Origin of the sequence: Paraburkholderia bryophila (assembly GCF_003269035.1) — a bacterium.
Taxonomy (GTDB): Bacteria; Pseudomonadota; Gammaproteobacteria; order Burkholderiales; family Burkholderiaceae; genus Paraburkholderia; species Paraburkholderia bryophila.
The window spans coordinates 1-23,523 of sequence record NZ_QLTK01000024.1 but is presented as its reverse complement, the minus strand read 5'-3'; the positions used below and the strand labels follow the sequence as shown (position 1 = coordinate 23,523).

General features: G+C 63.5%; 21 protein-coding genes, 1 pseudogene and 1 riboswitch. Of the genes and pseudogenes, 9 read left to right on the top strand and 13 right to left on the bottom strand.

Annotated elements, in window-relative coordinates:
• The 5 genes from BX591_RS26760 to BX591_RS26740 all read right to left on the bottom strand — a co-directional run bounded on the left by BX591_RS26760 (window position 1) and on the right by BX591_RS26740 (window position 5,208).
• Window positions 1-1,587 (bottom strand): DHA2 family efflux MFS transporter permease subunit, encoded by a 1,587-nt coding sequence (locus BX591_RS26760; protein ID WP_111934340.1) that lies wholly within the window; start codon window positions 1,585-1,587, stop codon window positions 1-3.
• Between the two features lie 100 nt (window positions 1,588-1,687).
• Window positions 1,688-2,005, bottom strand: a complete 318-nt coding sequence (locus BX591_RS26755) for a DUF4148 domain-containing protein (protein ID WP_244147131.1) — start codon at window positions 2,003-2,005, stop codon at window positions 1,688-1,690.
• A gap of 141 nt (window positions 2,006-2,146) precedes the next feature.
• Window positions 2,147-3,346 (bottom strand): HlyD family secretion protein, encoded by a 1,200-nt coding sequence (locus BX591_RS26750; protein WP_111934338.1) that lies wholly within the window; start codon window positions 3,344-3,346, stop codon window positions 2,147-2,149.
• 108 nt (window positions 3,347-3,454) lie between these two features.
• A complete protein-coding gene (locus BX591_RS26745) occupies window positions 3,455-3,637 on the bottom strand; it encodes a hypothetical protein (protein ID WP_111934337.1) in 183 nt (60 codons plus the stop codon).
• On the bottom strand, window positions 3,634-5,208 hold the full coding sequence (locus BX591_RS26740) for an FAD-dependent oxidoreductase (protein ID WP_111934336.1): 1,575 nt from the start codon (window positions 5,206-5,208) through the stop codon (window positions 3,634-3,636). The genes BX591_RS26745 and BX591_RS26740 overlap by 4 nt, the downstream gene beginning before the upstream one ends.
• A 220-nt stretch (window positions 5,209-5,428) precedes the next feature.
• Here BX591_RS26740 and BX591_RS26735 point away from each other — a divergent pair, with 220 nt between their 5' ends.
• The 3 genes from BX591_RS26735 (at window position 5,429) to BX591_RS26725 (ending at window position 9,311) form a co-directional block, all read left to right on the top strand.
• Window positions 5,429-7,597 (top strand): hybrid sensor histidine kinase/response regulator, encoded by a 2,169-nt coding sequence (locus BX591_RS26735; RefSeq protein ID WP_111934335.1) that lies wholly within the window; start codon window positions 5,429-5,431, stop codon window positions 7,595-7,597.
• A 129-nt stretch (window positions 7,598-7,726) separates the two neighbouring features.
• Entirely contained in the window at window positions 7,727-8,011 is a 285-nt protein-coding gene (locus BX591_RS26730) for a hypothetical protein (RefSeq protein WP_111934334.1), read from the top strand.
• A gap of 274 nt (window positions 8,012-8,285) precedes the next feature.
• Window positions 8,286-9,311, top strand: coding sequence for an alpha/beta hydrolase (locus tag BX591_RS26725; RefSeq protein WP_111934333.1), 1,026 nt, complete (start codon window positions 8,286-8,288; stop codon window positions 9,309-9,311).
• A 123-nt stretch (window positions 9,312-9,434) separates the two neighbouring features.
• Here BX591_RS26725 and BX591_RS26720 read toward each other — a convergent pair whose 3' ends face one another.
• The 3 genes from BX591_RS26720 to BX591_RS26710 form a co-directional block, all read right to left on the bottom strand.
• Window positions 9,435-10,454, bottom strand: a complete 1,020-nt coding sequence (locus BX591_RS26720; RefSeq protein WP_111934332.1) for a class I fructose-bisphosphate aldolase — start codon at window positions 10,452-10,454, stop codon at window positions 9,435-9,437.
• Between the two features lie 89 nt (window positions 10,455-10,543).
• Window positions 10,544-10,963 carry a secondary thiamine-phosphate synthase enzyme YjbQ gene (locus BX591_RS26715; RefSeq protein ID WP_111934331.1) on the bottom strand — a complete coding sequence of 140 codons (420 nt, stop codon included), beginning with the start codon at window positions 10,961-10,963 and terminating at the stop codon, window positions 10,544-10,546.
• 9 nt (window positions 10,964-10,972) lie between these two features.
• Entirely contained in the window at window positions 10,973-11,293 is a 321-nt protein-coding gene (locus BX591_RS26710) for a thioredoxin family protein (protein WP_111934330.1), read from the bottom strand.
• A gap of 253 nt (window positions 11,294-11,546) precedes the next feature.
• Between BX591_RS26710 and BX591_RS26705 the strand changes: the two genes are divergently transcribed.
• The 4 genes from BX591_RS26705 to BX591_RS26690 all read left to right on the top strand — a co-directional run bounded on the left by BX591_RS26705 (window position 11,547) and on the right by BX591_RS26690 (window position 15,314).
• Window positions 11,547-11,843, top strand: a complete 297-nt coding sequence (locus BX591_RS26705) for a DUF2628 domain-containing protein (RefSeq protein WP_111934329.1) — start codon at window positions 11,547-11,549, stop codon at window positions 11,841-11,843.
• Between the two features lie 153 nt (window positions 11,844-11,996).
• Window positions 11,997-13,337, top strand: coding sequence for a sugar efflux transporter (locus BX591_RS26700; protein ID WP_111934328.1), 1,341 nt, complete (start codon window positions 11,997-11,999; stop codon window positions 13,335-13,337).
• A 232-nt stretch (window positions 13,338-13,569) separates the two neighbouring features.
• Window positions 13,570-14,607: a phosphogluconate dehydrogenase (NAD(+)-dependent, decarboxylating) gene (gene gnd / locus BX591_RS26695; RefSeq protein WP_111934327.1), complete on the top strand. Its 1,038-nt coding sequence runs from the start codon at window positions 13,570-13,572 to the stop codon at window positions 14,605-14,607.
• Window positions 14,608-14,621: 14 nt separating this feature from the next.
• Window positions 14,622-15,314, top strand: a complete 693-nt coding sequence (locus tag BX591_RS26690; protein ID WP_111934326.1) for an HAD family hydrolase — start codon at window positions 14,622-14,624, stop codon at window positions 15,312-15,314.
• A gap of 63 nt (window positions 15,315-15,377) precedes the next feature.
• On the opposite strand, the gene BX591_RS26685 is transcribed toward BX591_RS26690, so the two are convergent.
• Both BX591_RS26685 and BX591_RS37180 read right to left on the bottom strand, forming a co-directional pair.
• Complete coding sequence (locus BX591_RS26685; RefSeq protein ID WP_111934325.1) at window positions 15,378-15,923, bottom strand: ankyrin repeat domain-containing protein; 546 nt, start codon at window positions 15,921-15,923, stop codon at window positions 15,378-15,380.
• Between the two features lie 88 nt (window positions 15,924-16,011).
• On the bottom strand, window positions 16,012-16,137 hold the full coding sequence (locus tag BX591_RS37180) for a hypothetical protein (RefSeq protein ID WP_276330783.1): 126 nt from the start codon (window positions 16,135-16,137) through the stop codon (window positions 16,012-16,014).
• A 457-nt stretch (window positions 16,138-16,594) separates the two neighbouring features.
• Between BX591_RS37180 and BX591_RS26680 the strand changes: the two genes are divergently transcribed.
• Window positions 16,595-18,988 (top strand): phosphoketolase family protein, encoded by a 2,394-nt coding sequence (locus tag BX591_RS26680; protein WP_111934324.1) that lies wholly within the window; start codon window positions 16,595-16,597, stop codon window positions 18,986-18,988.
• 12 nt (window positions 18,989-19,000) lie between these two features.
• Complete coding sequence (locus BX591_RS26675; protein ID WP_111934323.1) at window positions 19,001-20,158, top strand: acetate/propionate family kinase; 1,158 nt, start codon at window positions 19,001-19,003, stop codon at window positions 20,156-20,158.
• A 2-nt stretch (window positions 20,159-20,160) separates the two neighbouring features.
• Here BX591_RS26675 and BX591_RS26670 read toward each other — a convergent pair whose 3' ends face one another.
• The 3 genes and pseudogenes from BX591_RS26670 to BX591_RS26660 form a co-directional block, all read right to left on the bottom strand.
• The gene (locus BX591_RS26670; protein ID WP_111934322.1) at window positions 20,161-20,421 is read right to left on the bottom strand and encodes a BON domain-containing protein; all 261 of its coding nucleotides are present in this window, start codon (window positions 20,419-20,421) and stop codon (window positions 20,161-20,163) included.
• A 148-nt stretch (window positions 20,422-20,569) separates the two neighbouring features.
• Entirely contained in the window at window positions 20,570-21,781 is a 1,212-nt protein-coding gene (locus BX591_RS26665; protein WP_111934321.1) for a D-amino acid dehydrogenase, read from the bottom strand.
• Window positions 21,782-21,963: 182 nt separating this feature from the next.
• Window positions 21,964-22,058: riboswitch (glycine riboswitch) on the bottom strand.
• Window positions 22,059-22,462: 404 nt separating this feature from the next.
• Window positions 22,463-23,413 (bottom strand): annotated as a pseudogene (locus tag BX591_RS26660) (MFS transporter); the annotation flags it as partial.
• Window positions 23,414-23,523: the final 110 nt, after the last annotated feature.

The window sequence follows — 23,523 nt, the reverse complement described above, 5'->3', positions numbered from 1 at the left end:
TCAATGTCCTCCCGCACCGCCGGCTGCTTTGGCCGGAGAAAAGAAGAACGTCATCGGAATGCAGAGCGCGCAGAACACCGCGAGCATCGCGAACACGTCGACATACGCCAGAATCGTCGACTGCGAAATGAACTCGGTGTACAGGCGGCCGGTGGCGGTTTGCATGGCCTGGGCGAACGGCACGCCGGTCATGTCGGCGATGGTTTTCGCGCTGCGCTGCACGGCGTCGTTGTAGTTCTGCGAAAGCGTGGACATGTGTTCGGAAAGATGCGCCATGCGCGCCTGGGTGCGCTCGCGGATCAGCGCGGTGGAGAGCGAAATACCGATCGACCCCGCCACGTTGCGGAACATCGTGAAGAGCGCCGAGGCGTCGTCGTTCAGATTCGGCGGTACGGTCAGATAGGCGAGGGTGGTGATCGGCACGAACAGGAAGCCGATCGCGAGCGACTGCGCGCTGCGCATTTTCACCAGCGTCGCGTAATCGATATCGGGCACCAGCAGATGCGAATAGGCGAGCGCGCAGGTCAGCAGCGCGAAGCCCGTCGCCACCAGAAAACGCGTCTGCACATACGGCATCAGTTTGCTGATGATCGGGATCTCCAGCGTGATCAGCACCGCGCCGGGCGACAGCACGAGGCCCGCGAGCATCGCCGTGTAGCCGAGCTGCTGCTGCGCAAGCTGCGGCACCAGCACCGCGCTGCCGTACAGCACGGTGGCGAAGGCGCCGATCGTCATGCAGCCGAGTGCGAAATTGCGGTCTTTCATGCAGCGCAGATCGACCACGGGCTTCTTCGTGTACAGCAGCCAGAGGGTCGCGCCGACGATCCCCGCGACCGCCAGGACCGCAAAAATGCGGATGAAGTTCGACGAGAACCAGTCGTCGTCCTCGCCGCGATCGAGCATGACCTGCAGACAGCCGAGCCCGATCGCGATCAGCGTAATGCCGATGTAGTCGATCGATACCTTGGTGTCGGGGTTCTTTTTCCACGGCGGGTCCTCGACCAGTTGCATGACCGCGAGCGTGGTCAGTACGCCGACCGGCACGTTGAGCAGAAACACCCAGCGCCACGAGAAGTTGTCGGTGATCCAGCCGCCGAGCGTCGGTCCGAGCACGGGCGCGACGACGATCGCCACCGCCGAAATCGAAAACGCGCGGCCGCGTTGTTCGGGCGGGAAGGTGTCGAGAATGATCGACTGCTGGTTCGGCTGCAGGCCGCCGCCGAAAAAGCCCTGCAAAATGCGGAAGATAATCAGTTGCCAGAGGTCGGTGGCGATGCCGCAGAGGAACGAACAGATCGTGAAGGCAATGATGCAGACCAGAAAATAGCGCTTGCGACCCATCACACGGCCGAGAAAGCCCGAGATCGGCAACACGATGCCGTTGGCCACGAGATAGGAGGTGAGGGTCCACGTGGCTTCGTCGTAACTGGCCGACATGGTGCCGGCAATGTGCGGCAACGCGACGTTCACGATGGTGGTGTCGAGCACTTCCATGAACGCCGCGAGCGTCACGACGATCGCGATCAGCCACGGGTTGGCGGCCGGCTTCCAGTTGGACTGGTCCGCGCTGGCGTCGGCTGAACTCATCGACGCACCGCGCTAGAGAAGATCGCGCGCGCGATGCGGCGGCCGGTGCATGGAGTCGGACTGACAACCAGCCCGCCCGCCGGACATTCCCGTGCAACGCTTACTGCGAGTTCTGTCCGTTCGCGCTCGGCATCGGCCCGGTTGGTTTGCCGCCGCCGTTGGCTTTCTTCTCCGCGTTCTGAATATCCTGCGGATAATGCGGGTCGTCCGCGCTCGGTTGATAGCCGTTTTTCTCCAGTGTCTTCAACTCGGCTTTTTTGGCGGCGCGCGTGGTCGTGCCGTTGTTCTGGGTGTCGGCGGACGGCTGTTGCGCCTGCACCAGATGCGCACCGGCCATGCTCAAGGCCGAGACGGCCAGCAAACGGGCCAGCAAACGGACAAGCACGCGCGGGGCGCTGTAACGGTTGAATCGGGTCATGATGGTCTCCCTGAATATGGCCTTCATGACGCTCTTCACAGCATGCCGCGTGCCTTGACGCGTGCCTTGCGTTGCGCGCGACCCGCTCGCGGTGTTGCGGACTCGACGACAATCCGCCCAGCGTGGAAAAGAACGGGCGCGTCATTTCAGATACACCTTCGGCGTGACCGACAAACCGAGCCCGAGCGGCTGATCGCGCGGCAACCCGTCGTCGATGATGATTTTCACCGGCACGCGCTGCACGATCTTCACGAAGTTGCCGGTGGCGTTCTCCGCCGGAAACGCCGAGAAGCGCGAGCCGCTGCCCAGTTGCACGCTGTCCACATGGCCGTGCAGATCGAGATTCGGATACGCGTCGACCTCGACCTTGACCTTATCGCCCGGCCGCATGCGTTCGAGTTGCGATTCCTTGAAGTTGGCCGTCACCCACACCTGCGGCGTGACGATCGAGAATAACGACACGCCCGCCTGCAGAAAGCTGCCGAGCTGCACATTGCGGCGCGTGATCCAGCCGTCCGACGGCGCGCGCACCTCGCAGTACGAGAGATTCAGTTGCGCCTGTTCCAGTTGCGCCTCGGCTTGCCGTACCTGCTGACGACGTTCCTCGACGGTGGCTTCGGTCTGGCGGATCTGCTGCGGCACGAGGCTCGCGGTCTGCTGCTGCGCGCGCGCCTGCTCGACACCGGCGTGAGCGGATTGCTGCTGCGCATCCGCCGTATCGATGTTCTGCTGCGACGTGGCCCGTTGATCGACCGCGTGCTGGCGTACGTAGGCGGCTTGCGCCTGCTTGAGGTTCGCTTCCGCCGACGAGGTCTGAGCTTTAGCCTGGCGGTACTGCGCCGGATATTGAATTCGCGCGATATCGAGCTGCACCTGGGCGGCATTCAGTTGCGCTTTCGCCAGCCCGACCTGCGCCTGCGCCTGATCGACTTGTGCCTGATAGTCGCGTTTGTCGATCACGATCAGCAGATCGCCCTTGTGCACATAGACGTTGTCGTTGACCGCGAGCTGCACCACGTAGCCCGAGACTTTAGGCGCCATGGTGATGGCGTTGCCGTCGGTGTACGCGTCGTCGGTAGTCAGTTCGTTGCGGGTCGCGAACCACCAGATGAAGGCGACGATCGCCAGCAGAATCACCACGACGGCAAGAATGATCAGCGGTTCTTTGCTGGGCTTCTTGCGCTTTTTGTCGTCGCCGTTGCCGTTGCCGTCACCTTTGCCGCTTTCTTTATCGCTGTCGTCGTTTTTGCCGCCATCCGGCTTCTCGTTCTTCTCGTCCTTCGGCTTCTTATGTTCCGCGTCCTCTTGCGTATCTTCAGCGGCGTCGGTTTCGTCTGACATGGCGATTCGTTCCCATCGTTGCGGAGGGGTAGCAGATGCATAGCAGAGAGAGCCACCCCGTCGGCTGTGCTGCTGTGCGGGCGGGGCGGTATCGGTAGGGCAGGCGTGCTAGCGGTGAGCCGGCTTATCGGCCGGCGCGTGTGGCTTCGACGCGTGCTCCCTGTCGGGCACGATCTTCGTGGTGCCTCCCGTGGATGGCGGATCGCTGGCGGGAAAACTGTCCTCGACCTGTTTGTCGATCTGTTTCTCGCTCTTGTTCGAGTGGGGATGCTTTTCCTTGTGTTCCGTCATTGCTGCTTCTCCTTCAGGGAATCGACTGCTTCGATAATCGCCAAGGCTTCCGCGCGCGACAGACCGCCGCGCATCGCTTCGATCAGACGCGCGGTGTGCGCTTCATGCTGGCAGGCGAGTACGGCCGCAACCTGGCCGTCCGTCAAATACAACGCGATGAATTGTTGCTGCTCCAGATCGCCATGAACGACGAACTCGTCCCACGCGCTCGCATGGCCGAGATATTCAAAGTTGTTGCCGAAGTGATAGGTCCAGAAAAACGGTACGCCGCTGTAGCGATGTCGCGCACCGCACATGTTTTCCGCCGCGATCCGTGCGTGCTGCTGCGCGAGGCGCCAATGTTCGATACGCAACGGCTCGTGGTGCTCGTATAGCGGAAACACCGCGATATCGCCGGCCGCATAGAGTCCGGGCGCGGCCTGCATGCCCGCATTCACGATCACGCCGCCGTCTTTCTGCAACGGCAATCCTTCGACGAAACCGGTGGCGGGCGTCACGCCCGTGGCAAGCAACACGAGATCGGCCGCCACGTGCTCGCCGCCTTCGAGCATCACCTCGTGCACGTTGCCTTCCTCGCCTTCGAGGGAGGCGACTTTCGCGCCGAGCCGGAACACCACACCATGGCGTTCGTGCAATTCGCGGAACATCGCGCCGGCGCGTTCGCCGAACTGCTTCGCGAACGGCACGCGGTCCGGCGCGATCACAGTGACCTGCACCTTGCGCGTGCGCAACGCGGCGGCCGTTTCGAGACCGATAAAGCTGCTGCCGATAATCGCGACCCGCACTTGCGAAGGGTCGTCGCCGAATGCGTCGACGAGCGCAGCGGCGTCGTCGAGCGTGCGCAGCACATGCACGCCACCGAGTTCGCGCCCGGCGATATCGGGAAGCCTCGGCGTGCTGCCAGTGGCGAGCAGCGCGGTGTCGTAAGCGAGTTCGCCGCCGCTTTCAAAATGGATCGTGCGCCGGGGCACGTCGAGACGCGCGACGGTCGCGACGAGCCTCTCGACGTCGTGTTGCGCGTACCAGTCGGGCGGCAGTAGCGGCGGCACATCGGCCGACGCCATTTCACCGGACGGCACGAATTTGCTCAGTGCAGTGCGATCGTAAGGCGCATGCGGCTCGGCGCCGATCATCGTGAGACGGCCCGCAAAACCGTTTTCGCGTAGCGCTGCGCAGGCGGCTGCCCCGGCCGCGCCCGCGCCGATCACCACGAAATACGGATCGCGTGCCGATGCTTTGTGCATCGGTCGAGGCAGTTTTTCGGGGGTGACCGTGACGTCGTCGCCGGTCACGAGCACGGGGTAACGGTCGAGCGCGATCAGCGCGCAAGGTTCGAGCACGTTGCCGGTAGCGATATCGAATTCGGCCTTGTGCCAGGGGCAGATGATTTTCCCGTTGCACAGTGCGCCCTGTTCCAATGGCGCACCGGCATGCGGGCATTCGGCGCCATAGGCATGTACGGTGTCGCCGTCGCGAACCAGCAGAATTTTTTCGCCGTCCAGCTCGACACGTTCAGCGCGGTCTGCTCGCAATTGCGAGAGTTGGGCGACGCGTTGGGCAGGAGTGTTCATAACCGGTTTCTCGCGGGCGGTGAAATCGCTGGGCGCATGTGCAGCAGCAATCCACGTGCCCGCGAACTGGCAGCCTGACCCGACACGGTTTCGTCACGCCTCACACTAGGGAGAACGCCGGAAGTGAGGTAAATTCGGGAAAAAAGGAAATAGCGCACGAACAACGCGCCGCGCATTTGCGCGTCAAACAGATGTGCGCCTTGCCTTGTGAATACCTTTCATGGAGATCGTGGCCGTGCAGCGAGCGGAGCGAGTCGCAGTCGATTTCCCGATGCCGTCGCGCAACTTCGCGGCCACGCGGCGCATGCTGCTGATCGTGCTCGCGGTGTCGATCGTGTTTCCGCTGGCTTGCCTCACGGGTTATGGCTACTTCGATTATCAGCGCCGCATTGCCGATTCGAACGACATGATCGACCGGCTCGCGCGCGTGACCGAAGAGCAGGCGGTCAAGGTACTGGATCTCAACCAGCAGATGGCTTCACGCATCGTCGACTTGCTCGGCAATGAAGACGACGCTCAAGTCCGCGCGCACGACGCGCAGTTGCACGACCGGTTGCGCGAAATCGGCGGCGACTTTCCGCAGGTGTCGTCCATTTATCTGCTCGGCGCAAAAGGCGATCTGCTGGTGTCGAGCCTCGCCTATCCGGCGCCGACCCTGTCGAATGCGCAGCGCGACGACTTCATCGCGGCCAAGGCCATGCGCCCGCAGCCGTATTTCTCGTTGCCGATCTTCGGGCCGGTGTCGCGCACCCATGTCTTCACCACCTCGACCGGCCGCTCCGGTGTGGATGGTCAGTTCCTCGGCGAAGTGTCGGTCGCGCTGCGCAACGACTACTTTTTGCGCTTCTACCGCGAACTGACGAACGGCGATCCGTCGCTGGCGTTGGGTCTGTATCGCCAGGACGGCAATCTGCTGGTGCGTTATCCGGAATGGCCGCCGGGTTCGAAGCCCACTTCGCAGAGCGCCTTTACCGAGGCGCTGCGCGACAAACAACTGTTCGGCCACGTGCGTCTGCATTCAACGGTGGATGGCGTGGAACGTTTGCTGGCGTTTCGGCGCGTCGGCGACTATCCGCTCTATGTGATGAGCGCGTACGCGACCGAGTCGATCGGCGTCGCATGGCGTCGACATTTCATCATGATCGCCGCGCTCACCGCGGTGCCGTGCATCGCGATCTGGCTGCTGGTGTTCTACTCCTTGCGCCAGCTCGAAGGCGAGCGCCGCGCGTGGGAGCGCTGGCAAGGCGAGGTCGCGATGCGCCTGTCCGCCGAAGCATCGAGCCGCCAGTTGCAGCGCATGAGCGCGCTCGGCAATCTGGTCGCCAACGTCGCGCACGACTTCAACAATCTGCTGATGGTGGTCGCGGCCAATACCGAACTGGCGCGCCTCAAGCGCTACAACAACCTCGAGAAAGAAGTGCTCGCGGTCGAGCGCGCCACGGCCACCGCCGAATCGCTGACGCGGCGTTTGCTGAGCGTGGCGCGCAAGCAGCCGCTCAAACAGGAGGCGGTCGATCTGGCGAACTGGCTGCCGGCCGCCGCGCCGCTGATCGACGCGGCGCTGGGCGATAACGTCGAACTCGCGCTGAACATGGTCGACAACGTCTGGCAGGTGCTGGCCGATCCGACCGACCTCGAGTTCGCGATCATGAACCTCGCGGTCAACGCGCGCGACGCCATGCCGCGCGGCGGCCGCTTCGTGATTCGCTGCCAGAACAACCGGCTGGTCGGCAGCGATACCTTGCTGCCGGACGGCGAATACGTGCTGATTGCCTGTTCCGACGACGGCGAAGGCATGCCCGAAGCCGTCGCGCGGCGCGCCTTCGAGCCGCTGTTCACCACCAAGCTGCGCGGCTCGGGCACCGGCCTCGGCCTCGCGCAGGTGCTGTCCATGTGCGAACAGGCCGGCGGTACCGCGAAGATCGAAAGCGTACCGGGCAGCGGCACGACGGTGCGGCTGTACTTGCCGCGTCACCGCGAACGGCAGACGGCGGCCGCCGCGAACCTCGAAACGGTTCGCCAGCCGCTGCCGGCGTCGACGGGCGTCGTGCTGCTGGTCGAAGACAACGAGGACGTCGCGGCGGGCGTGGCCGCCGTGCTGGAAACCTTCGGCTGCGAGGTGCGCCACGAACCGACCGCCGACCAGGCGCTCGCCGTGCTGAGCGGTGGCGCGCGCTTCGAGCTCGTGCTGTCCGACATCCAGATGCCCGGCAAGCTGAACGGCATCGACCTCGCGGAAAAAGTCCGCAGCGCGTGGCCGTCGCAGAAGATTGCGCTGATGACAGGCTATGCGGACGAGCTCGAGCGCGCGCGGCGCCTCGGCGTCGCGATTCTCGCGAAGCCGTTCAATATCGACGAGCTGCACGCGCTGGTGGTCTGCGAACCGTAAGGCGCAGGTCGGCGTGTTCGAAGCGTTTCATGACTCGCGGCACACCCCTTGCTGCGAAGTGGCTGAGGTTCGTGTATCCGGCTGGCGCAGCCGGCGCGACCCGCTACTTTCCGGAAAGGGAGAACGGTCATGAAGATCAAACACGCATTGATGATTTCAACGCTGCTCGCGGCCTCGTCGTTGGCCATGGCGCAGGGCAGCGGAGGCGGAGGCGGCGCAGCGGGCAACGATCCGAACGGCGGCACCAACGCAGGTTCCACCCGCGAAGGCGGCGACATGCAGGCATCGGGTGCGAGCGCGCATACCAAGTCGATGAAAAAGCATTCCATGAAGTCGACCAAGGCGAAGAAACCCATGACCGATTCCACCAACGCGCCCGGCGCCGACGCGAGCAGCGATACGAAGGGGCAATAACCAGCAAGCGACCTGGGGGCGGGCGGCTCAGCGCCCGCTGCGCCCGGGCTCGACGAGATTCTTGCGTACTCAGCCCACGTTCAACGTACGTTCACCTCTGCTCACCACCTCGCACCGCTAAGCGTTTAGTCAGACTTTTTGCGCTCGACCATGCCGCTGGTCATCCTCTCCGACGGGTATAGCGCTTGCTGGATTCGACCGCATACACGGTCGCCGGGCGCCTTCTGAAAGGGGCTCCGATGGGTCCGTGCCGTGACCCACCAGGAGTTTCGACATGACGCTCGGCGACACGATCAAAGGCATGGTGGGACTCGATCCCACGGGACATGCCGATCCCGACATGAAGGCCGTGCTCGACGCACTGAAGAGCCTGAACCCCAAACCGATCGAAAAGTGCACGGTAGCCGAGGCGAGAAAACAGCCCACGCCCGCCGACGCCGTCAGGAAACTGATGGCGCAGCCGGCGTTCAGCGCGCGGCCTTCGCTGGAACTGGAGGCCGTGCGCACGGACGACATCGTGATTCCGGACGCGGCCGGCGAAGACAATCCGGCGCGCGTCTATACGCCGCAAGGCGAGGGCCCGTTCCCGCTGATTCTGTATTTTCACGGCGGCGGCTGGGTGATCGCCAGTCTCGACACCTACGACGCGACGCCGCGCGCCATGGCTGCCCAGACCCACGCGATCGTGGTGTCCGCGCATTACCGGCAGGCGCCCGAGCATCGACTGCCGGCCGCCCACGACGACGCGTTCAGCGCGTGGCACTGGCTGGTCGAGAACGCCGCCAGCCTCGGTGGCGATCCGGATAAGCTTGCCGTGATGGGCGAAAGCGCGGGCGCGAATCTGGCGCTCAACGTGTCGATCCGCGCGCGCGACGCCGGTATGCATGCGCCCCTGCATCAAACGCTGATCTATCCGGTGGCGAGCAACAATATCGTGTCGGTATCTTATGAGGAGAACCGCAATGCACGTCCGCTGAACAAGCCGATGATGCTGTGGTTCATGCAGAACGTAATCAATAGCGAGAGCGATCTGACCAGTCCGCTGATCGATGTGGTCAGCGCCGACCTATCCCGTTTACCGCCGACGGTCGTGGTGACCGCGGGCATCGATCCTTTACGTTCGGACGGCGAAAAGCTCGCGCAGAAACTGCAGGCGGCGGGTGTGGCCGTCGAGCATCGCAACTATCGCGGCGCGACCCACGAGTTCTTCGGCATGGCGGCGGTGGTGGAGGCCGCGCGTGACGCACAGGCATTTGTTTCGCTGGCGCAGCGGCAGGCGTTCGGCGCGGCGCCTTTATGAGGGGGGTGGTGTGGAGATAAGCTGCGGTGTTGGATTACATCCAAAGCTCGGAGGGACCGCGCGCGTAGCGTAACCTTCGCGCGCGATCCGCCCGTTCATGCTCGCTCGGGGCGAGCTTCTCGCTCAACCCTTTTCCTGCGCCGCGTCGTATTTCCCCAGCGCGGCCGCGCTGTTCAGCCGTGCGCGCTTGAGCAAGGCCTCCTGTGCTTCCTTCACATTGCCCGGTTGTCCCTTCCAGGCTTGCAGCGGCGGTTCCTGCAACGCACGCCCATATGAAAAGCTCAGATTCCATGGCAGCGGCCCGAGGCGATTCATCGCGTCCAGATTCGCGGTCGCTTCCTCGGGCGTCTGACCACCGGACAGAAACACGATGCCCGGCACCGCCGAGGGCACCGTGCGTCGCAACACCCGCACGGTATGCGCGGCGATATCGCCCACGGCCGACTGCTGCGCGTGCTCGGAACCCGCCAGCACCATGCTCGGCTTCAGCAGGATATGTTCGAGCACCACGCGGTGCCGGTGGAGTGCATTGAAGACCTCGTGCAGCACGGCTTCGGTCACTTCCGCGCTGCGGTGGATGGTGTGATCGCCGTCCATCAGCACCTCCGGCTCGACGATCGGCACAATGCCCGCTTCCTGCGAAATCGCCGCGTAGCGCGCCAGCGAATCGGCATTCGCTTCGATCGCCAGACGGCTCGGCAAGCTCGCGGTGATGTTGTAGACCGCGCGCCATTTGGCGAAGCGCGCGCCTTGCCGTTTGTAATCGACGAAACGTTTGGCGAGACCGTCCAGTCCTTCGGTGATTTCGTCGCCCGGCGCGAGCGCGAGCGGGATCTTGCCGAGGTCCACCTTGATGCCGGGCACGATGCCGTTTTTCGCCGACAGTTGCGGGAACGGCGTGCCGTCGTCGGCTTTCTGGCCGAGCGTTTCTTCATAAAGAATCACGCCGCTCACGAACTCGCCGAGACCCGGCGTGGTGAGCAGCAGATTGCGATACGCCCGGCGGTTTTCCTCGCTCGATTCGAGGCCGATCGTCTTGAAGCGTTTGGCGATGGTCGGGCCGCTTTCGTCCGCGGCGAGAAGGCCTTTGCCGGGTTGAACCATGGCGTTGACGGTGGCTTGCAGTTCGCTATGGGTGTCCATGAGGTGTGCTCCCTGTTGATCCGGTTTGCGGATGGAATCCTGCAAAAAACCTGCGGTAACTCCGGTGACTCGACCGGCTCATTCCCGGCTCATTCACCGATCAGATGCAACACGACGTCACGATGCTGCGTGTGGCGGCGATGCTCGAACAGATACAAACCTTGCCACGTGCCGAGGACCATCTGCCCGTGTTCGACCGGCACGGCTAACTGCACTTGCGTGAGCGCGGTGCGCAGATGGGCCGGCATGTCGTCGGGGCCTTCGGCGTCATGCTCGTAGCGCTCGGCGTCTTCCGGTGCGAGGCTCGCGAAGTAGCGCTCCAGATCGCGCTGCACCGAAGGGTCGGCGTTCTCCTGGATCAGCAGCGACGCCGACGTATGGCGACAGAACAGCGTCAGCAGACCGGTCTCGATCGCCTGGCCCGCGACGAACCGGCGTGCTTCGTCGGTGAATTCGACCAGCCCGCGGGTGCGGGCTTTGACGCTCAGATGGTGAATGGCTTGCCGCATCTCACCGGCTCACAGCGACTTGAATGCTTGCGCGATGTCCGCCGCGCCGGCGGGCCGCACCACGCGCGCGACCTCGATGCCGTCGCGCAGGAAAACCAGCGTCGGCCAGAGTTTGACCTTGAACGAGCGGCCCAGCAGCCGGCCGGGGCCGTCTTCGATTTTCAGATGACGGACGTAGGCATGAGGTTCGAACGCCCGCGCGATCGAAGCCTGCGCGCCCTGGCAATAGCCGCACCAGTCGGTGCCGAATTCGACGACGGTGGCGCCGGGCAGGGCGTCGAGTTCGGCGCGCGAAGGGGCTTTCGTTGAGTAGGCGGTCTGGGTGGCCATGCATGCTCCGGTGCGGTTCGATCCGTGCCGGCAGGCCTTTCGCGGGGAGGGCGGGCCGGCACGTGAATTCGGTAAGAGTAGCAGCTATGCTTCTAATCGTCAGTGAGCCCGGCCTCGATGAAGTGCCGCGTGGTGAGCGGCGGCCGTACGGTTCGCGCGAATTGTCATGCGCCTGTTCGCATGGCGTGTTAAATACTGACACCCGCACTGATACCGGCCGTCTTGTGGCGGCTTATCGCCTTTAGGAAAGGATATGGGAGCAAGGATCTATCTGCATTATCCCGGCAACGAGGAGACCGTCGCCGTCCCGACCGGTTTCAGTTGGGGGGCATGCCTGCTGGGGTTCATGTGGGCGCTGTCGAAAAAGATGTGGTTTGCCGCATTCGTGATGCTGGCCGTCAGCGTGATTCTGTTCTGCTCGGGACTGTGGGGTGAAACCGCCGACTGGATCGGTACCGTGCTTGGGGTGCTGTTCAGCATCGGTTGCGGGGTGTACGGCAATCAATGGCATCGCTGGACGCTCGAAAAGCGCGGGTATGTCGTGCTGTGACGCGCGAACTTCGGGGTAAGCGGATTTGGGATGCGACCGGCCCGGGTTTACGCGGTTGCAAGCCAGGTTGATAATGCCCCGGTTGTTACGGCTACTCAGTCCTCGGCGCGCGTTGCGTTTCGCGGGCACGCACCCCCTGACCCATCGCCACCCGTGTTGAAAACCTCACGTTTTTTCGACCTGCTGCGCATCCCGGGCTTCAAGCCGCTCGCCGCCGCGACCCTCATGCTCGGCGTCGCGATGTCGTTCACCGCGCCGTATCTATCTCTGTTCGGTGTCGAACGCGCCGGCATGACGCCGTTCAGGCTCGGTGTCTTCATGACGCTGATCGCCGCCAGCGGCGTGCTGGCCAGCACCCTCGCGGGCCGTTGGAGCGATGCGAGCGGACGGCATCGCCCGCTGCTGCTCGCGGCGTTGGTAGCGGCCGCGCTCGGTTTTCTGTGCTTATGCGTGGTGCGTGATTACCGTCTGCTGCTGGTGGTCGGCATCGTCTTCATCGGCGCGGGCGGCTCGGCGATTTCCATGGTCTTCTCGTTCAGCCGCGCGGCGTTGCCCGTCGACGACCCGGCCGAACGCGTGTTCGCCAGCGCGACGTTGCGGACCATTCTTTCCGCGGCGTGGGTGTTCGGCCCCTCGGTGGGCGCGCTGGTGCTGGCCGCCAGCAGTTTCTATGGGCTCTTCCTGTTCGCCGCGGCGAGCTTCGCGACCTGCGCGGCGATCGTCTGGCGCATGCACGAGCCGCAAGGGCATCTGGGCGATCACACGGTGGAAGACACCGCGTCGGAGCCGTCGGCGTCGATCACCGTGCCGCCGCTCACCGCGCCTGGCGAAGACGCGCACGAAGAGTTGCCCGGCGTCGCGTCGGCCAACGACATCGGCCGCGCGGTCGCCGCCTTGACCCTGCTTGGGCTCGCGGCGAATGCGACGATGATCGTGCTGCCGCTGTACATCGTGCATGGGTTGAACGGCACGCATCTCGACGTATCCGTGATGCTCGGCCTCGGCGCGTTAACCGAAATCCCGATGATGCTTGCGCTCGGCGCGAAGTCGTCCTCGCTGCACAAGCCGAACTGGCTGGCGGCGTGCGCGGCGGTGCACGCGGTGTACTTCGTCGCCATGTCGATGGCCGGCACGGTGCATATGCTGATCCCGATGCAGATCCTCAACGCGTTCGTGGTTGCCGTGACGTCGTGCCTCGGCATGACCTACGTGCAGGATCTGATGCCGCACGCGCCGGGGCGTGCCACCGCGCTGTTCTTCAACGCGGCGCGGGTCGGCTCGATTTTATCGGGCGTGTTGTCGGGTTTGCTGGTGCAGGCATTCAGCTATCGCGGCACGTTTTTGTTCTGCGGTTTGCTGGCGTTGTGCGCGCTGGTTCTGTTCGCGGTGCCGGGCGATCGCTATCCGCTGATGTGGCGCGCGGTGAAGCGCTTCGCACGTGCGCAATACGTGAAGTTGCAGGCCCGCGGCGCTGAACGGCGCGACCGGGTGTAAGCGCAACGTAGAAGAGCCACGGACAGGAGCCAGACAAAAAGGACTACCTGTAAGACGACCGTCAGCCGAATCGAAACCCACGCAGGCGGCAGGCGAGCCAATTCCATGCGCGCGGAACTTTACGCGCTGCAAAACCTCTGCAAAGAGGCGTATCGTCTTTTGACGCGCGCGGTGATGCGCAGCAAAACGAATCAGGGCGAGCAACGCAACGACGCACTTTCCGGAGCGAGATATGCAGCTAGGCATGATTGGATTGGGACGCATGGGCGCCGACATGGTGCGACGCCTGACGAAAGGCGGTCAGCACTGCATTGCCTACGACGTGCAGGCAGCGGCGGTCGACAAACTGAAACAGGACGGCGTAGCGGGCGCCGCCTCGCTCGAAGACCTCGTCGCGCAACTGGAAAAACCGCGCGCCGTCTGGCTGATGGTGCCGGCCGCCGTGGTCGACGCCACACTCGATAAACTGGTGCCGCTGCTGGAACCGGGCGACATCGTGATCGACGGCGGCAACTCCTATTACCACGACGACATTCGCCGCGGCAACGAACTGGGCGCGCGCAAGCTGCATTACGTGGACGTCGGCACGAGCGGCGGTGTAGCGGGCCGCGAACGCGGTTACTGTCTGATGATCGGCGGCGAGCCGGAGGTGGTGAAACACCTCGAGCCGATCTTCGCGGCGCTCGCGCCGGGCGTGGGGGCAGCGACACCCACACCGGGCCGCACGGCCAGCGCCAGCACCGCGGACCAGGGCTTCCTGCATTGCGGGCCGCAGGGGGCGGGGCATTTCGTGAAGATGGTTCACAACGGCATCGAGTACGGCATCATGGCCGCGTATGCCGAAGGGCTGAATATCCTGCATCACGCCGACGCCGGCAAACACGCCCGCGAGGTCGACGCCGAAACCACACCGCTGCGCCGTCCCGAGCTGTATCAATACGATCTGAATCTCGCCGAGGTCACCGAGGTGTGGCGGCGCGGCAGTGTGATCGGCTCGTGGTTGCTCGACCTGATCGCGGGGTCGCTGGTCAGCGATGCCGAGTTGAAGAACTACGCGGGTCGCGTATCCGATTCGGGCGAAGGGCGCTGGACCGTCGCGGCCGCCATCGACGAAGGCGTGCCCACGCCGGTGCTGAGCGCGGCGCTGTTCGCACGCTTCAGTTCTCGCGGCGAGGCGGACTTCTCGAACCGGGTGTTGTCGGCCATGCGCAACGACTTCGGCGGCCACTTGGAGAAACCGGCCACGCCGCCCGACGGGCAGAAGAGTTAATCAACGGAGCCGCAATGTCAGCCACCCCCACCACGCCGCACGACGTCGTGTTTCTGTTCGATTGCGACAACACCTTGCTGGACAACGATCACGTGCTGGCCGATTTGCGCGCGCACATGATCAAGTCGTTCGGTGCGGAAAACAGCGCACGTTATTGGGAAATATTCGAGCAGTTGCGTTCGGACCTGGGCTACGCCGATTACCTTGGCGCGTTGCAGCGCTACCGGCTGGAACATCCGCGTGATACGCACCTGTTGCTGATGTCGTCGTTTCTGATCGACTATCCGTTCGCCAACCGGCTCTATCCGGGCGCGCTGGATGCGCTACGGCATGTTGCGCAGCGCGGGCCCACGGTGATTTTGTCCGATGGCGACGTGGTGTTCCAGCCGCGCAAGATTGCCCGTTCCGGCCTATGGGACGAGGTCGAAGGGCGCGTGCTGATCTACATTCACAAGGAGCAGATGCTCGACCAGGTGATGGAGTGCTATCCGGCGCGCCACTACGTGATGGTCGACGACAAGCTGCGCATTCTGACCGCCATGAAGAAGGCATGGGGCGAGAAGCTAACCACGGTGTTTCCGCGCCAGGGGCACTATGCTTTCGATCCGAAGGAAATCTCCAGCAATCCGCCGGCGGACGTGAGTATCGAGCGGATCGGCGAACTGGCGGAGTTCGATCTGGATACGCTGGTGGGCAGGAAGGGCTGAGGCCTGAAGCCTGAAGCGGCGCCGCTGGCGCCGCAACGGCAACCGGAACCTTCAGCGGAACCTTCAGGCGCCGCCGAGTGCTTTCAGGCGCGCCTGCGCATCGCCTGCGCCCATGCGGCCGGCCGCGTCCAGTGCGCTGACGCCGTTCGCGTCACGCGCGTTGGGGTTGGCGCCGTGCGCAATCAGCAACTCCATGGTCGCCGTGCGGTTGAACATCGCGGCGATCATCAGTGCGGTGCGGCCGTCCGGCGACGCACCTTCCACGTCCGCGCCATGCGCGAGCAGCGTCTCGATCACGGGATCGAAACCCTTGAATGCCGCGCCTGCGATCGGCGTCTGTCCGTTGTCGTTGCGCAGATCCGGATCGGCGCCGCGTTCGAGCAGCACGCGCACCGCATCCGCGTGGCCGTGGTAGCTCGCTAGCATCACGAGGCTGTCGCCTTTATCGTTGCGCAAATTCGGCGGCACGCCTTTTTCGATCACTGCGGCCAGCATCGTGGCGTCGCCGCTTCGCGCGAGATCGAATACCTGCTGCGCGAGTTCGACCAGCTCGGGGTCGATTCTGGCCGGCTCGGCCGGGGAGGGTTCGGAATGGGCGGTCAACGGCATCTCCTTGCAATGAGTCCGGGCGCCCTCGTGGCGCCGCGCGAACGCTCAGAATATACAGTCCGCGCACAGTCCGCGCAGGGCTCGCGTGTCAGGTGAGCCCGAACAGCTTGATTAGCAAGCCGAACACGCCGATCAGCACAGCGACGCCCGCGAACAGCAGCACGATCGAAAGAACGAGAATCAGAGGCGCCTTGAAGGGGCTGGGTGTCGACATGATGGCCGTTGAGTGTGAGGGATGAGGGGGCCGGCGTAGCGGTTGTGCCGGAAAGACGGAAAGCCGGATGGGGCGCGCCGATCCGCGTCGAGCATAAACGGGCTCACTTAAGTTGGACTTAACGGTGGCCTGACTCGCGTTTGAAGTCTAGCGCAGGCGCGCGGCCTGCTGCAGCACACAACAGCAAACCCGATCCAGATCAACCCTTTCGACATTTGCCTCGAACGATGCCACGTGCGGCCTGTCACAACCCCTTACTATCATCGACTTAGCTTTCACCCAGCCTGTTGCACATTGCCCCGGCATCGCGCTTGCGATGTGTCACCGGCATGACAGGCATGACAGGCGATCGGGCCGCTCTTATTTTTTCCGCACAGCGCCGCATCGCGCTTCACCGCCGAACCAGCACCGCAGCCTCCGCTAACCTGCCTGACAGTCCTTTTCGAGGAGTGACGCCATGGCCGAAGCAACCTCACGTGCGACCCCGCCGACCATTCTGGACCCCGACACGCTGCGCAAGATGGATCGCTACTGGCGAGCCTGCAATTACCTGTCGGCCGGCATGATCTACCTGCGCGACAACCCACTGTTGCGCGAGCCGCTCAAACCCGAACACATCAAGAATCGCCTGCTGGGCCATTGGGGTTCCGATCCGGGGCAAAGCTTCCTGCTGGTGCATCTGAACCGGATGATCCGCCAGCTCGATCTGAATCTGATCTACATTGCCGGCCCCGGTCACGGTGCGCCGGCCACGCTCGCCAATTGCTACCTCGAAGGACACTACTCGGAAATCTATCCGGACCGCAGCGAGGACGAGGCCGGCATGCGGCGTTTCTTCCGGCAATTCTCGTTTCCCGGCGGCATCGGCTCGCACTGCACGCCCGAAACGCCGGGCTCGATTCATGAAGGCGGCGAACTCGGCTACAGCCTGTCGCACGGTTACGGCGCCGCGTTCGACAACCCCGACCTGATCGTCGCCGTGATGATCGGCGACGGCGAAGCGGAAACCGGCCCGCTCGCGACCTCGTGGCACTCGAATAAATTCCTCAACCCGATCCGCGACGGCGCGGTGTTGCCGGTGCTGCATCTGAACGGCTACAAGATCGCCAATCCGACCATCCTCGCGCGGATTCCGCGTGAAGAACTCGAGGCATTGCTGACCGGTTATGGCCACAAGCCGTACTTCGTCGAAGGCGACGACCCCGACACGATGCATCAGCAGATGGCGGCGACGCTCGAACAATGCATCGGCGAAATCCGTGCAATCCAGCAGCATGCGCGCGAACGCAACGACGCCACGCGGCCGCGCTGGCCGATGATCGTGCTGCGTTCGCCGAAGGGCTGGACCGGCCCGAAAGAAGTGGACGGCCACAAGGTGGAAGGCTCGTGGCGCGCTCACCAGGTGCCGGTGCTCGATCCCGTCACGAATAGCAAAAGTCTGAAGCTGGTCGAGCACTGGCTGCGCAGTTACGAGCCCGAGTCGTTGTTCGACGAAGCGGGGCGTCTCGTCGAGGAACTGCGCGAACTCGCGCCCGAAGGCGCGCGCCGCATCAGCGCCAACCCGCATGCAAACGGCGGCTTGCTCTGCAAGACGCTGGATCTGCCGCCGTTTCGCGACTACGCGGTCGCGGTGAAGAAACCGGCCGGCTCGTACACCTCGCCCACCGAGGTGCTCGGCACGTTCCTGCGCGACGTGATGCGCAACAACATGATGAACTTCCGCGTGTTCGGCCCCGACGAGACCGCCAGCAACAAGCTGACGGCGATCTACGCGGCGTCCGGAAAGACCTGGCTCGCGCAAACCGAAGCGAGCGACGCCGACGGCGGCGAACTCGCCACCGACGGCCGCGTGATGGAAATGCTGAGCGAGCACACGCTCGAAGGCTGGTTCGAAGGATACGTGCTGACCGGTCGTCACGGCCTGTTCGCCACCTACGAAGCGTTCGTCCACGTGATCGACTCGATGTTCAACCAGCATGCCAAGTGGCTGGAAAAGGCCAAGCGCGACCTCGGCTGGCGGCAGCCGGTACCGTCGATCAACCTGCTGATCACGTCGCTCGTCTGGCGTCAGGATCACAACGGCTTCACGCACCAGGACCCGGGTTTTCTCGACGTCGTCACCAATAAAAGCCCGGACGTGGTGCGCATTTATCTGCCGCCCGACGCCAACTGTTTGCTGAGCGTCGCCGATCATTGCCTGCGTTCGCGCGATTACGTCAACGTGATCGTCGCCGACAAGCAGCCGCATCTGCAGTATCTCGACATGGACGCAGCTGTCACGCATTGCACCAAGGGCATCGGCATCTGGGACTGGGCGTCGACCGATCAGGGGGTCGAACCGGACGTGGTGATCGCCTGCGCGGGCGACATCGCGACCATGGAAGCGCTCGCGGCGGTAGAGATTCTGAAGGCGCGTTTCGCCGATCTGAAGATCCGCTTCGTCAACGTGGTCGACCTGTTCCGCCTGATGCCCGAGCATGCGCATCCGCACGGGCTGTCGAGCCGCGATTTCGATTCGTTGTTCACCACCAGCAAGCCGGTGATCTTCAACTTCCATTCGTACGCGTCGCTGGTGCACAAGCTGACCTATAACCGCACCAATCACGACAATCTGCACGTGCACGGCTACCACGAGAAGGGCAATATCAATACGCCGCTCGAACTGGCGATCATCAACCAGGTGGACCGTTTTTCGCTTGCCATCGACGTGATCGATCGGGTGCCGGCGCTGCGCGGCGTCGGCGATCACGCGAAGGAATGGCTGCGCGGCCAGATTATCGAACATCTTGCTTATGCGCATGCCGAGGGCATCGACAAGGAAGAGATCCGCAACTGGACCTGGAAAGGCTGAGCGAGGCAAGCTATGGAGACACAGGAGCGTACCCCGGCGCCGACCATTCTGGTGCTGAACAGCGGGTCGTCGTCGCTGAAGTTTGGGTTGTTCACCTACGCGGGCGGCGACGAAGCGTTGCTGCTCGCCGGCAGTGCGGAAGGCATCGGACGCAGCGACGGCAGCCTGCTGATCAAGGCGCCCGACGGCCGCGTGCTGGTGCGGCAGGAGCGGGTGCTGGAGTCGCAAACCGACGCGTTGCGCAAGCTCGCCGAGGTGCTCGTGGAGCAGGGGCATGGGCGGCCTGCGGCGGTCGGGCATCGGGTGGTGCATGGCGGGCCGCATCTGCGCAAGCATCAGCAGCTCACGCCCGAGGTGCGCCAGCGTCTGCAGGACGCCGTGCATTTCGCGCCGCTGCATATTCCGCCGGCGCTCGCGTTGATCGACGAGGCCGCGCGGATTTTCGGCGACGCGCCGCATTTCGCCTGCTTCGATACGGCGTTTCATGCCACGCTGCCGCCCCGCGCGGCGCAACTCGCGTTGCCGCGGCGCTATGTGAAGTCGGGGGTGATCCGTTACGGCTTTCATGGGCTGTCGTACGAGTCGCTGGTGACGCAGCTCGGCGCCGCGCTGCCGTCGCGCGCGGTGTTCGCGCATCTCGGCAACGGGTCGAGTCTGTGCGCGTTGCGGGATGGTAAATCGGTCGACACGTCGATGGGTTTGACGCCGACCGGCGGTGTGCCGATGGGCACGCGCAGCGGCGATCTCGATCCGGGCGTGTTGTTGTATCTGATGCGGGTCGAGAAGCTCGACGCCGCCGCGTTGGAAACGCTATTGAACCGGCACAGCGGCCTCGCCGGTTATACGGATGGCGAAAGCGATATGCAGGCGCTGGAAAAACTGGCCGCTTCGGGCGATGCCAATGCGGCGCTGGCGCTCGACGCGTTCGCCACGGCAGTGCGGAAAACCATTGGCGCCTATGCGGCGTTGTTGGGCGGGATCGATCTGCTGGTGTTCACGGGTGGCATCGGCGAGCACAGCGCGGGGATTCGCCAGCGCGTGTGCGACGGGCTTGCGTTCATGGGACTGGTGGAGGGCGATCCGGCGGGCAAGGTGCGGGCGATTCATACCGAAGAAGAGAAGCAGATCGCAAGGCATTGCCGGACGCTGTTGAGCGCCAGCGCGCACTGAGGCTACTTGCCCTTGATGGTCGTGCGATCCGATACGCCGGTGACGCCGAACAGGCGCGTGACGTCTTCGAGTGCGGCGGCGCGTTGCTGATCGCGTTGCAGTTCGCCGTGCAGCGTGACGCGGCCGGCGGCGACCTTGACCGTGATGGCGTGCTCGGGAACCGCGCTGTCCCAGGCGAGACGGCGGGTGGCCTCGGCGGCGATCTGAGCGTCGGTCAGGCGCGGGCGGGTAGTGGGGTGTTTCGTGGAACGCTTGTGCGGCATGGGTTCTCCACCGAGATTGCGGGGATTCGGGAACACTAGCAGATGTGACGGATTTTGCATGGGGTCACGGCTGTCTTCGTCTCTCTCCGCAGCGTTCGCGCCTGCTGTATCGATACCTTCCACAGCAGGCGCGCTTTACATCGCGAGCTTATTGAATCGCACTCGCCACCGCCTGCGCGGTCGCCGCCGACAGCGTCCACCCCAGATGCCCGTGGCCCGTGTTGTAGAACACGCCTGGCCGCTTGCCGCGCCCGACCTTGGGCAGCATGCTCGGCAACATCGGCCGCAAACCCGCCCACGGAATCACGCGCGAAGTCGACACCTCAGGGAAGTAACGTCGTGTCCAGTCCACCAGCGGCGCAATCCGGTCCGAACGGATATCCCGGTTGAAGCCGTTGATTTCCGCGGTGCCCGCCACGCGGAATCGGTCCACACCGAGCCGGCTCGTGACGATCTTCGCGCTGTCGTCGAGCAGGCTCACACACGGCGCGCGCTGCTGACTGGTCTCGTCGTCGAGACAGACGGTGATGGAATAACCCTTCACCGGATAGATGTTCACGTGATCGCCGAGCATTGCCGCGAAATCGCGACTCTTCACGCCCGCGCAGACGACGATCCGCTCGAATGCAAAGCGCTGCGCCTCGCCTTCCAGATTGACCGTCAGCGAAAACTTGCCCTCCGCGGGCTGCTCGACCGCCGTGATCGCGGCGTCGTAGTGAAACTCGACGCCGTGCCGCACGCAGGCATCCGCAAGACCGCGCGTGAACTTGTGGATGTCGCCGGTCGAATCGGACGGCGTGAAAAAACCGCCGAAGAAATCGCCTTGCAGGGTGGGCTCGATCCGCTGCAGCTCCGCTGCCGTCACCGGGTTGCGATCGAGCCCACCTTCGCGCAGCAACGCATTCACTTTGCTCGCCGCGGCGAATTCCTTCTGTGTCTTGTAGATATGCAGAATGCCGCGCCGTTCGAGATCGAACTCGATGCCCTCGCTGCGCGCCGTCGAAAACAGATGTTCGCGCGCGGCAATCGCGAGCCGCACGGTCTCGACGGTGTTGCTCCGGTAGTGCGGAATCTGACGCAGGAATTCGCCCATCCACGAGTATTTGTGCCACGTGGGCAGGGGATTGAGTAGGAGCGGGGCGTCGCGCGTGAGCATCCAGCGCAGTCCCTTCAGTACGGTGGCCGCGCTGTTCCAGACTTCGGCATTGCTGGCCGATAGCTGGCCGCCGTTGGCGAACGACGTTTCCATCGCCGCATAGCGATGGCGCTCGAAAACCGTGACGTGGTGGCCGCGTTGGGCGAGGGCGTAAGCAGTCGTGACGCCGGTGATACCGGCGCCAATAATGGCGATTCGTGACATGACAGAGTCCAGATAAGTTGAGCATCACCGGTGTCGATTTCGTGTCGAAACCGGCGTCGATGCCCCATCTGTCCCTGTACCTGAGAGTTTCTTCCCGCGCCATGCCGGCTCGATGCGAGCCGCAGTGGGGAATCCCCTTCGGTGGACGCGCGCGAGTGTCAGCGGCGTCGCTCTCCAGATGTTCCAGCTGCGCGGTCCTTTTGCCTGAGAGTTTCCGGGGCGGTTGCTCCGTCGGCGTCGTCACTGACTTCATGACGATCTCTCCCGCGCTGCATTGCAGAACGGCACGACGATACCGGGCAAAAATTGTTGCTGCAAGTGTTTCGTACGCTGCGCTGCAGCGCGCTTACGTGTATGTGCTGTGCCTGTATCGAGGCTTGGCCGGGATTCGTTAAAAATCCGCCGTATCTCAACCTACGACAAACCGAAGACCGGACCGCTTTGCGCCGGCGATAGCCCCATAGATCGCTTCGTCGAAATCGTTGCGCGCCTGCGTGGCGATACGCTGCAGCGTCGCCAGCGGCGGCAGCTCCGCTCCATCACAAATCGGAAATCACCGTGATTTCCCCGTACGACCGGGCTGTCCAGGAGACTTGGCATTAAGTCAACGCCCCACGATCCGCCCAGGCTGCTTGCCACACCGAGTGTTTTTGGTTTCATGCCAGACCTCGCTTTCATGAACTAATGAAACACTGACTCGGTGCGCCACGTGAGCGATACAAGGAGCGCGGCCATTCCAGCGACAAGAAGCGCGGAATATGCCCATACGTAGGAGCCCGGCGTCAGATTGACCAGCATGCCAACCATGGCCGGCGCAATAGCGGCCGCAACCTGGCCACCAAAGTTAATGATGCCGGCAGCCGATCCGACCGACGCGTCGGACATGTGCTTGAGCGGAATCGCGAAGACAGTTCCGTAAATGACGGTGTAACCCACTAGACACAGTGTCCACAGAACGAGTAGCGAAGGCAACGAAGTGGCGAACGCCATCAATGCAAAAAAGACCACGACCGCGCATGCACCGCACGTCATGAAGAGTCGCTCGCGTCCGTGGCCAACCTTGTCCAGCATCCAGCCGACGATGTTCAGGCAGACGAACGCGACCAGATAGGGTCCGGCTGACGCGAGGCCCGCATGCAGGATATCAATGTGACGTGTCTTGACCAGGAACGAAGGCATCCACGAGATCAACGCTACATAGACGACGTTGCTGAAGAAGAAGATCAACATCGTCTTTCGAAGCATCGGCGAGCGGAATACCGCGCGGAACGCAAGCTTGCCGGCCAATTTCCGACGACGAGGCGCACGTTTGATTGCCAACCAGAGCACCACGGCAACCACAATCCCCACGAGACCAAACACGTGATACGCGTAACGCCAGCCATGGGTATGAACCAATGCGGCGATTGCGCTCGATCCGACTGCGCTGCCAAGGAACGAAGCGCCGATAACGAGCGATTTCGCGCGAGCCCGTTCGCCGCGCGGGAATGCTTCGGCGACGGTCACGGTGCTGGCTGGCACGAACCCGCCTTCTCCGATGCCGAACAGAACGCGGATCACAATGAGCGAGGCGAACGTCGCGGCAAAACCCGTGAGTCCGGTGAAGACCGACCAGCACGCAACAGAAAAAACAAGAACCGTTCTTGATCGAGCTTGTGTGAAAACGCGCTGATCGCCTAAACTGGATTAACTCATTCAGCATGGGTGACCGGATGAAGCGATTCATAGAAGGTGAAGATCGC

Excerpts from the sequence above, each read along its gene's own strand:
- BX591_RS26760 (WP_111934340.1), bottom strand. The coding sequence starts at position 1,587 with ATGAGTTCAGCCGACGCCAGCGCGGACCAGTCCAACTGGAAGCCGGCC.
- BX591_RS26755 (WP_244147131.1), bottom strand. The coding sequence starts at position 2,005 with ATGACCCGATTCAACCGTTACAGCGCCCCGCGCGTGCTTGTCCGTTTG.
- BX591_RS26750 (WP_111934338.1), bottom strand. The coding sequence starts at position 3,346 with ATGTCAGACGAAACCGACGCCGCTGAAGATACGCAAGAGGACGCGGAA.
- BX591_RS26745 (WP_111934337.1), bottom strand. The coding sequence starts at position 3,637 with ATGACGGAACACAAGGAAAAGCATCCCCACTCGAACAAGAGCGAGAAA.
- BX591_RS26740 (WP_111934336.1), bottom strand. The coding sequence starts at position 5,208 with ATGAACACTCCTGCCCAACGCGTCGCCCAACTCTCGCAATTGCGAGCA.
- BX591_RS26735 (WP_111934335.1), top strand. The coding sequence starts at position 5,429 with ATGGAGATCGTGGCCGTGCAGCGAGCGGAGCGAGTCGCAGTCGATTTC.
- BX591_RS26730 (WP_111934334.1), top strand. The coding sequence starts at position 7,727 with ATGAAGATCAAACACGCATTGATGATTTCAACGCTGCTCGCGGCCTCG.
- BX591_RS26725 (WP_111934333.1), top strand. The coding sequence starts at position 8,286 with ATGACGCTCGGCGACACGATCAAAGGCATGGTGGGACTCGATCCCACG.
- BX591_RS26720 (WP_111934332.1), bottom strand. The coding sequence starts at position 10,454 with ATGGACACCCATAGCGAACTGCAAGCCACCGTCAACGCCATGGTTCAA.
- BX591_RS26715 (WP_111934331.1), bottom strand. The coding sequence starts at position 10,963 with ATGCGGCAAGCCATTCACCATCTGAGCGTCAAAGCCCGCACCCGCGGG.
- BX591_RS26710 (WP_111934330.1), bottom strand. The coding sequence starts at position 11,293 with ATGGCCACCCAGACCGCCTACTCAACGAAAGCCCCTTCGCGCGCCGAA.
- BX591_RS26705 (WP_111934329.1), top strand. The coding sequence starts at position 11,547 with ATGGGAGCAAGGATCTATCTGCATTATCCCGGCAACGAGGAGACCGTC.
- gnd (WP_111934327.1), top strand. The coding sequence starts at position 13,570 with ATGCAGCTAGGCATGATTGGATTGGGACGCATGGGCGCCGACATGGTG.
- BX591_RS26690 (WP_111934326.1), top strand. The coding sequence starts at position 14,622 with ATGTCAGCCACCCCCACCACGCCGCACGACGTCGTGTTTCTGTTCGAT.
- BX591_RS26685 (WP_111934325.1), bottom strand. The coding sequence starts at position 15,923 with ATGCCGTTGACCGCCCATTCCGAACCCTCCCCGGCCGAGCCGGCCAGA.
- BX591_RS37180 (WP_276330783.1), bottom strand. The coding sequence starts at position 16,137 with ATGTCGACACCCAGCCCCTTCAAGGCGCCTCTGATTCTCGTTCTTTCG.
- BX591_RS26680 (WP_111934324.1), top strand. The coding sequence starts at position 16,595 with ATGGCCGAAGCAACCTCACGTGCGACCCCGCCGACCATTCTGGACCCC.
- BX591_RS26675 (WP_111934323.1), top strand. The coding sequence starts at position 19,001 with ATGGAGACACAGGAGCGTACCCCGGCGCCGACCATTCTGGTGCTGAAC.
- BX591_RS26670 (WP_111934322.1), bottom strand. The coding sequence starts at position 20,421 with ATGCCGCACAAGCGTTCCACGAAACACCCCACTACCCGCCCGCGCCTG.
- BX591_RS26665 (WP_111934321.1), bottom strand. The coding sequence starts at position 21,781 with ATGTCACGAATCGCCATTATTGGCGCCGGTATCACCGGCGTCACGACT.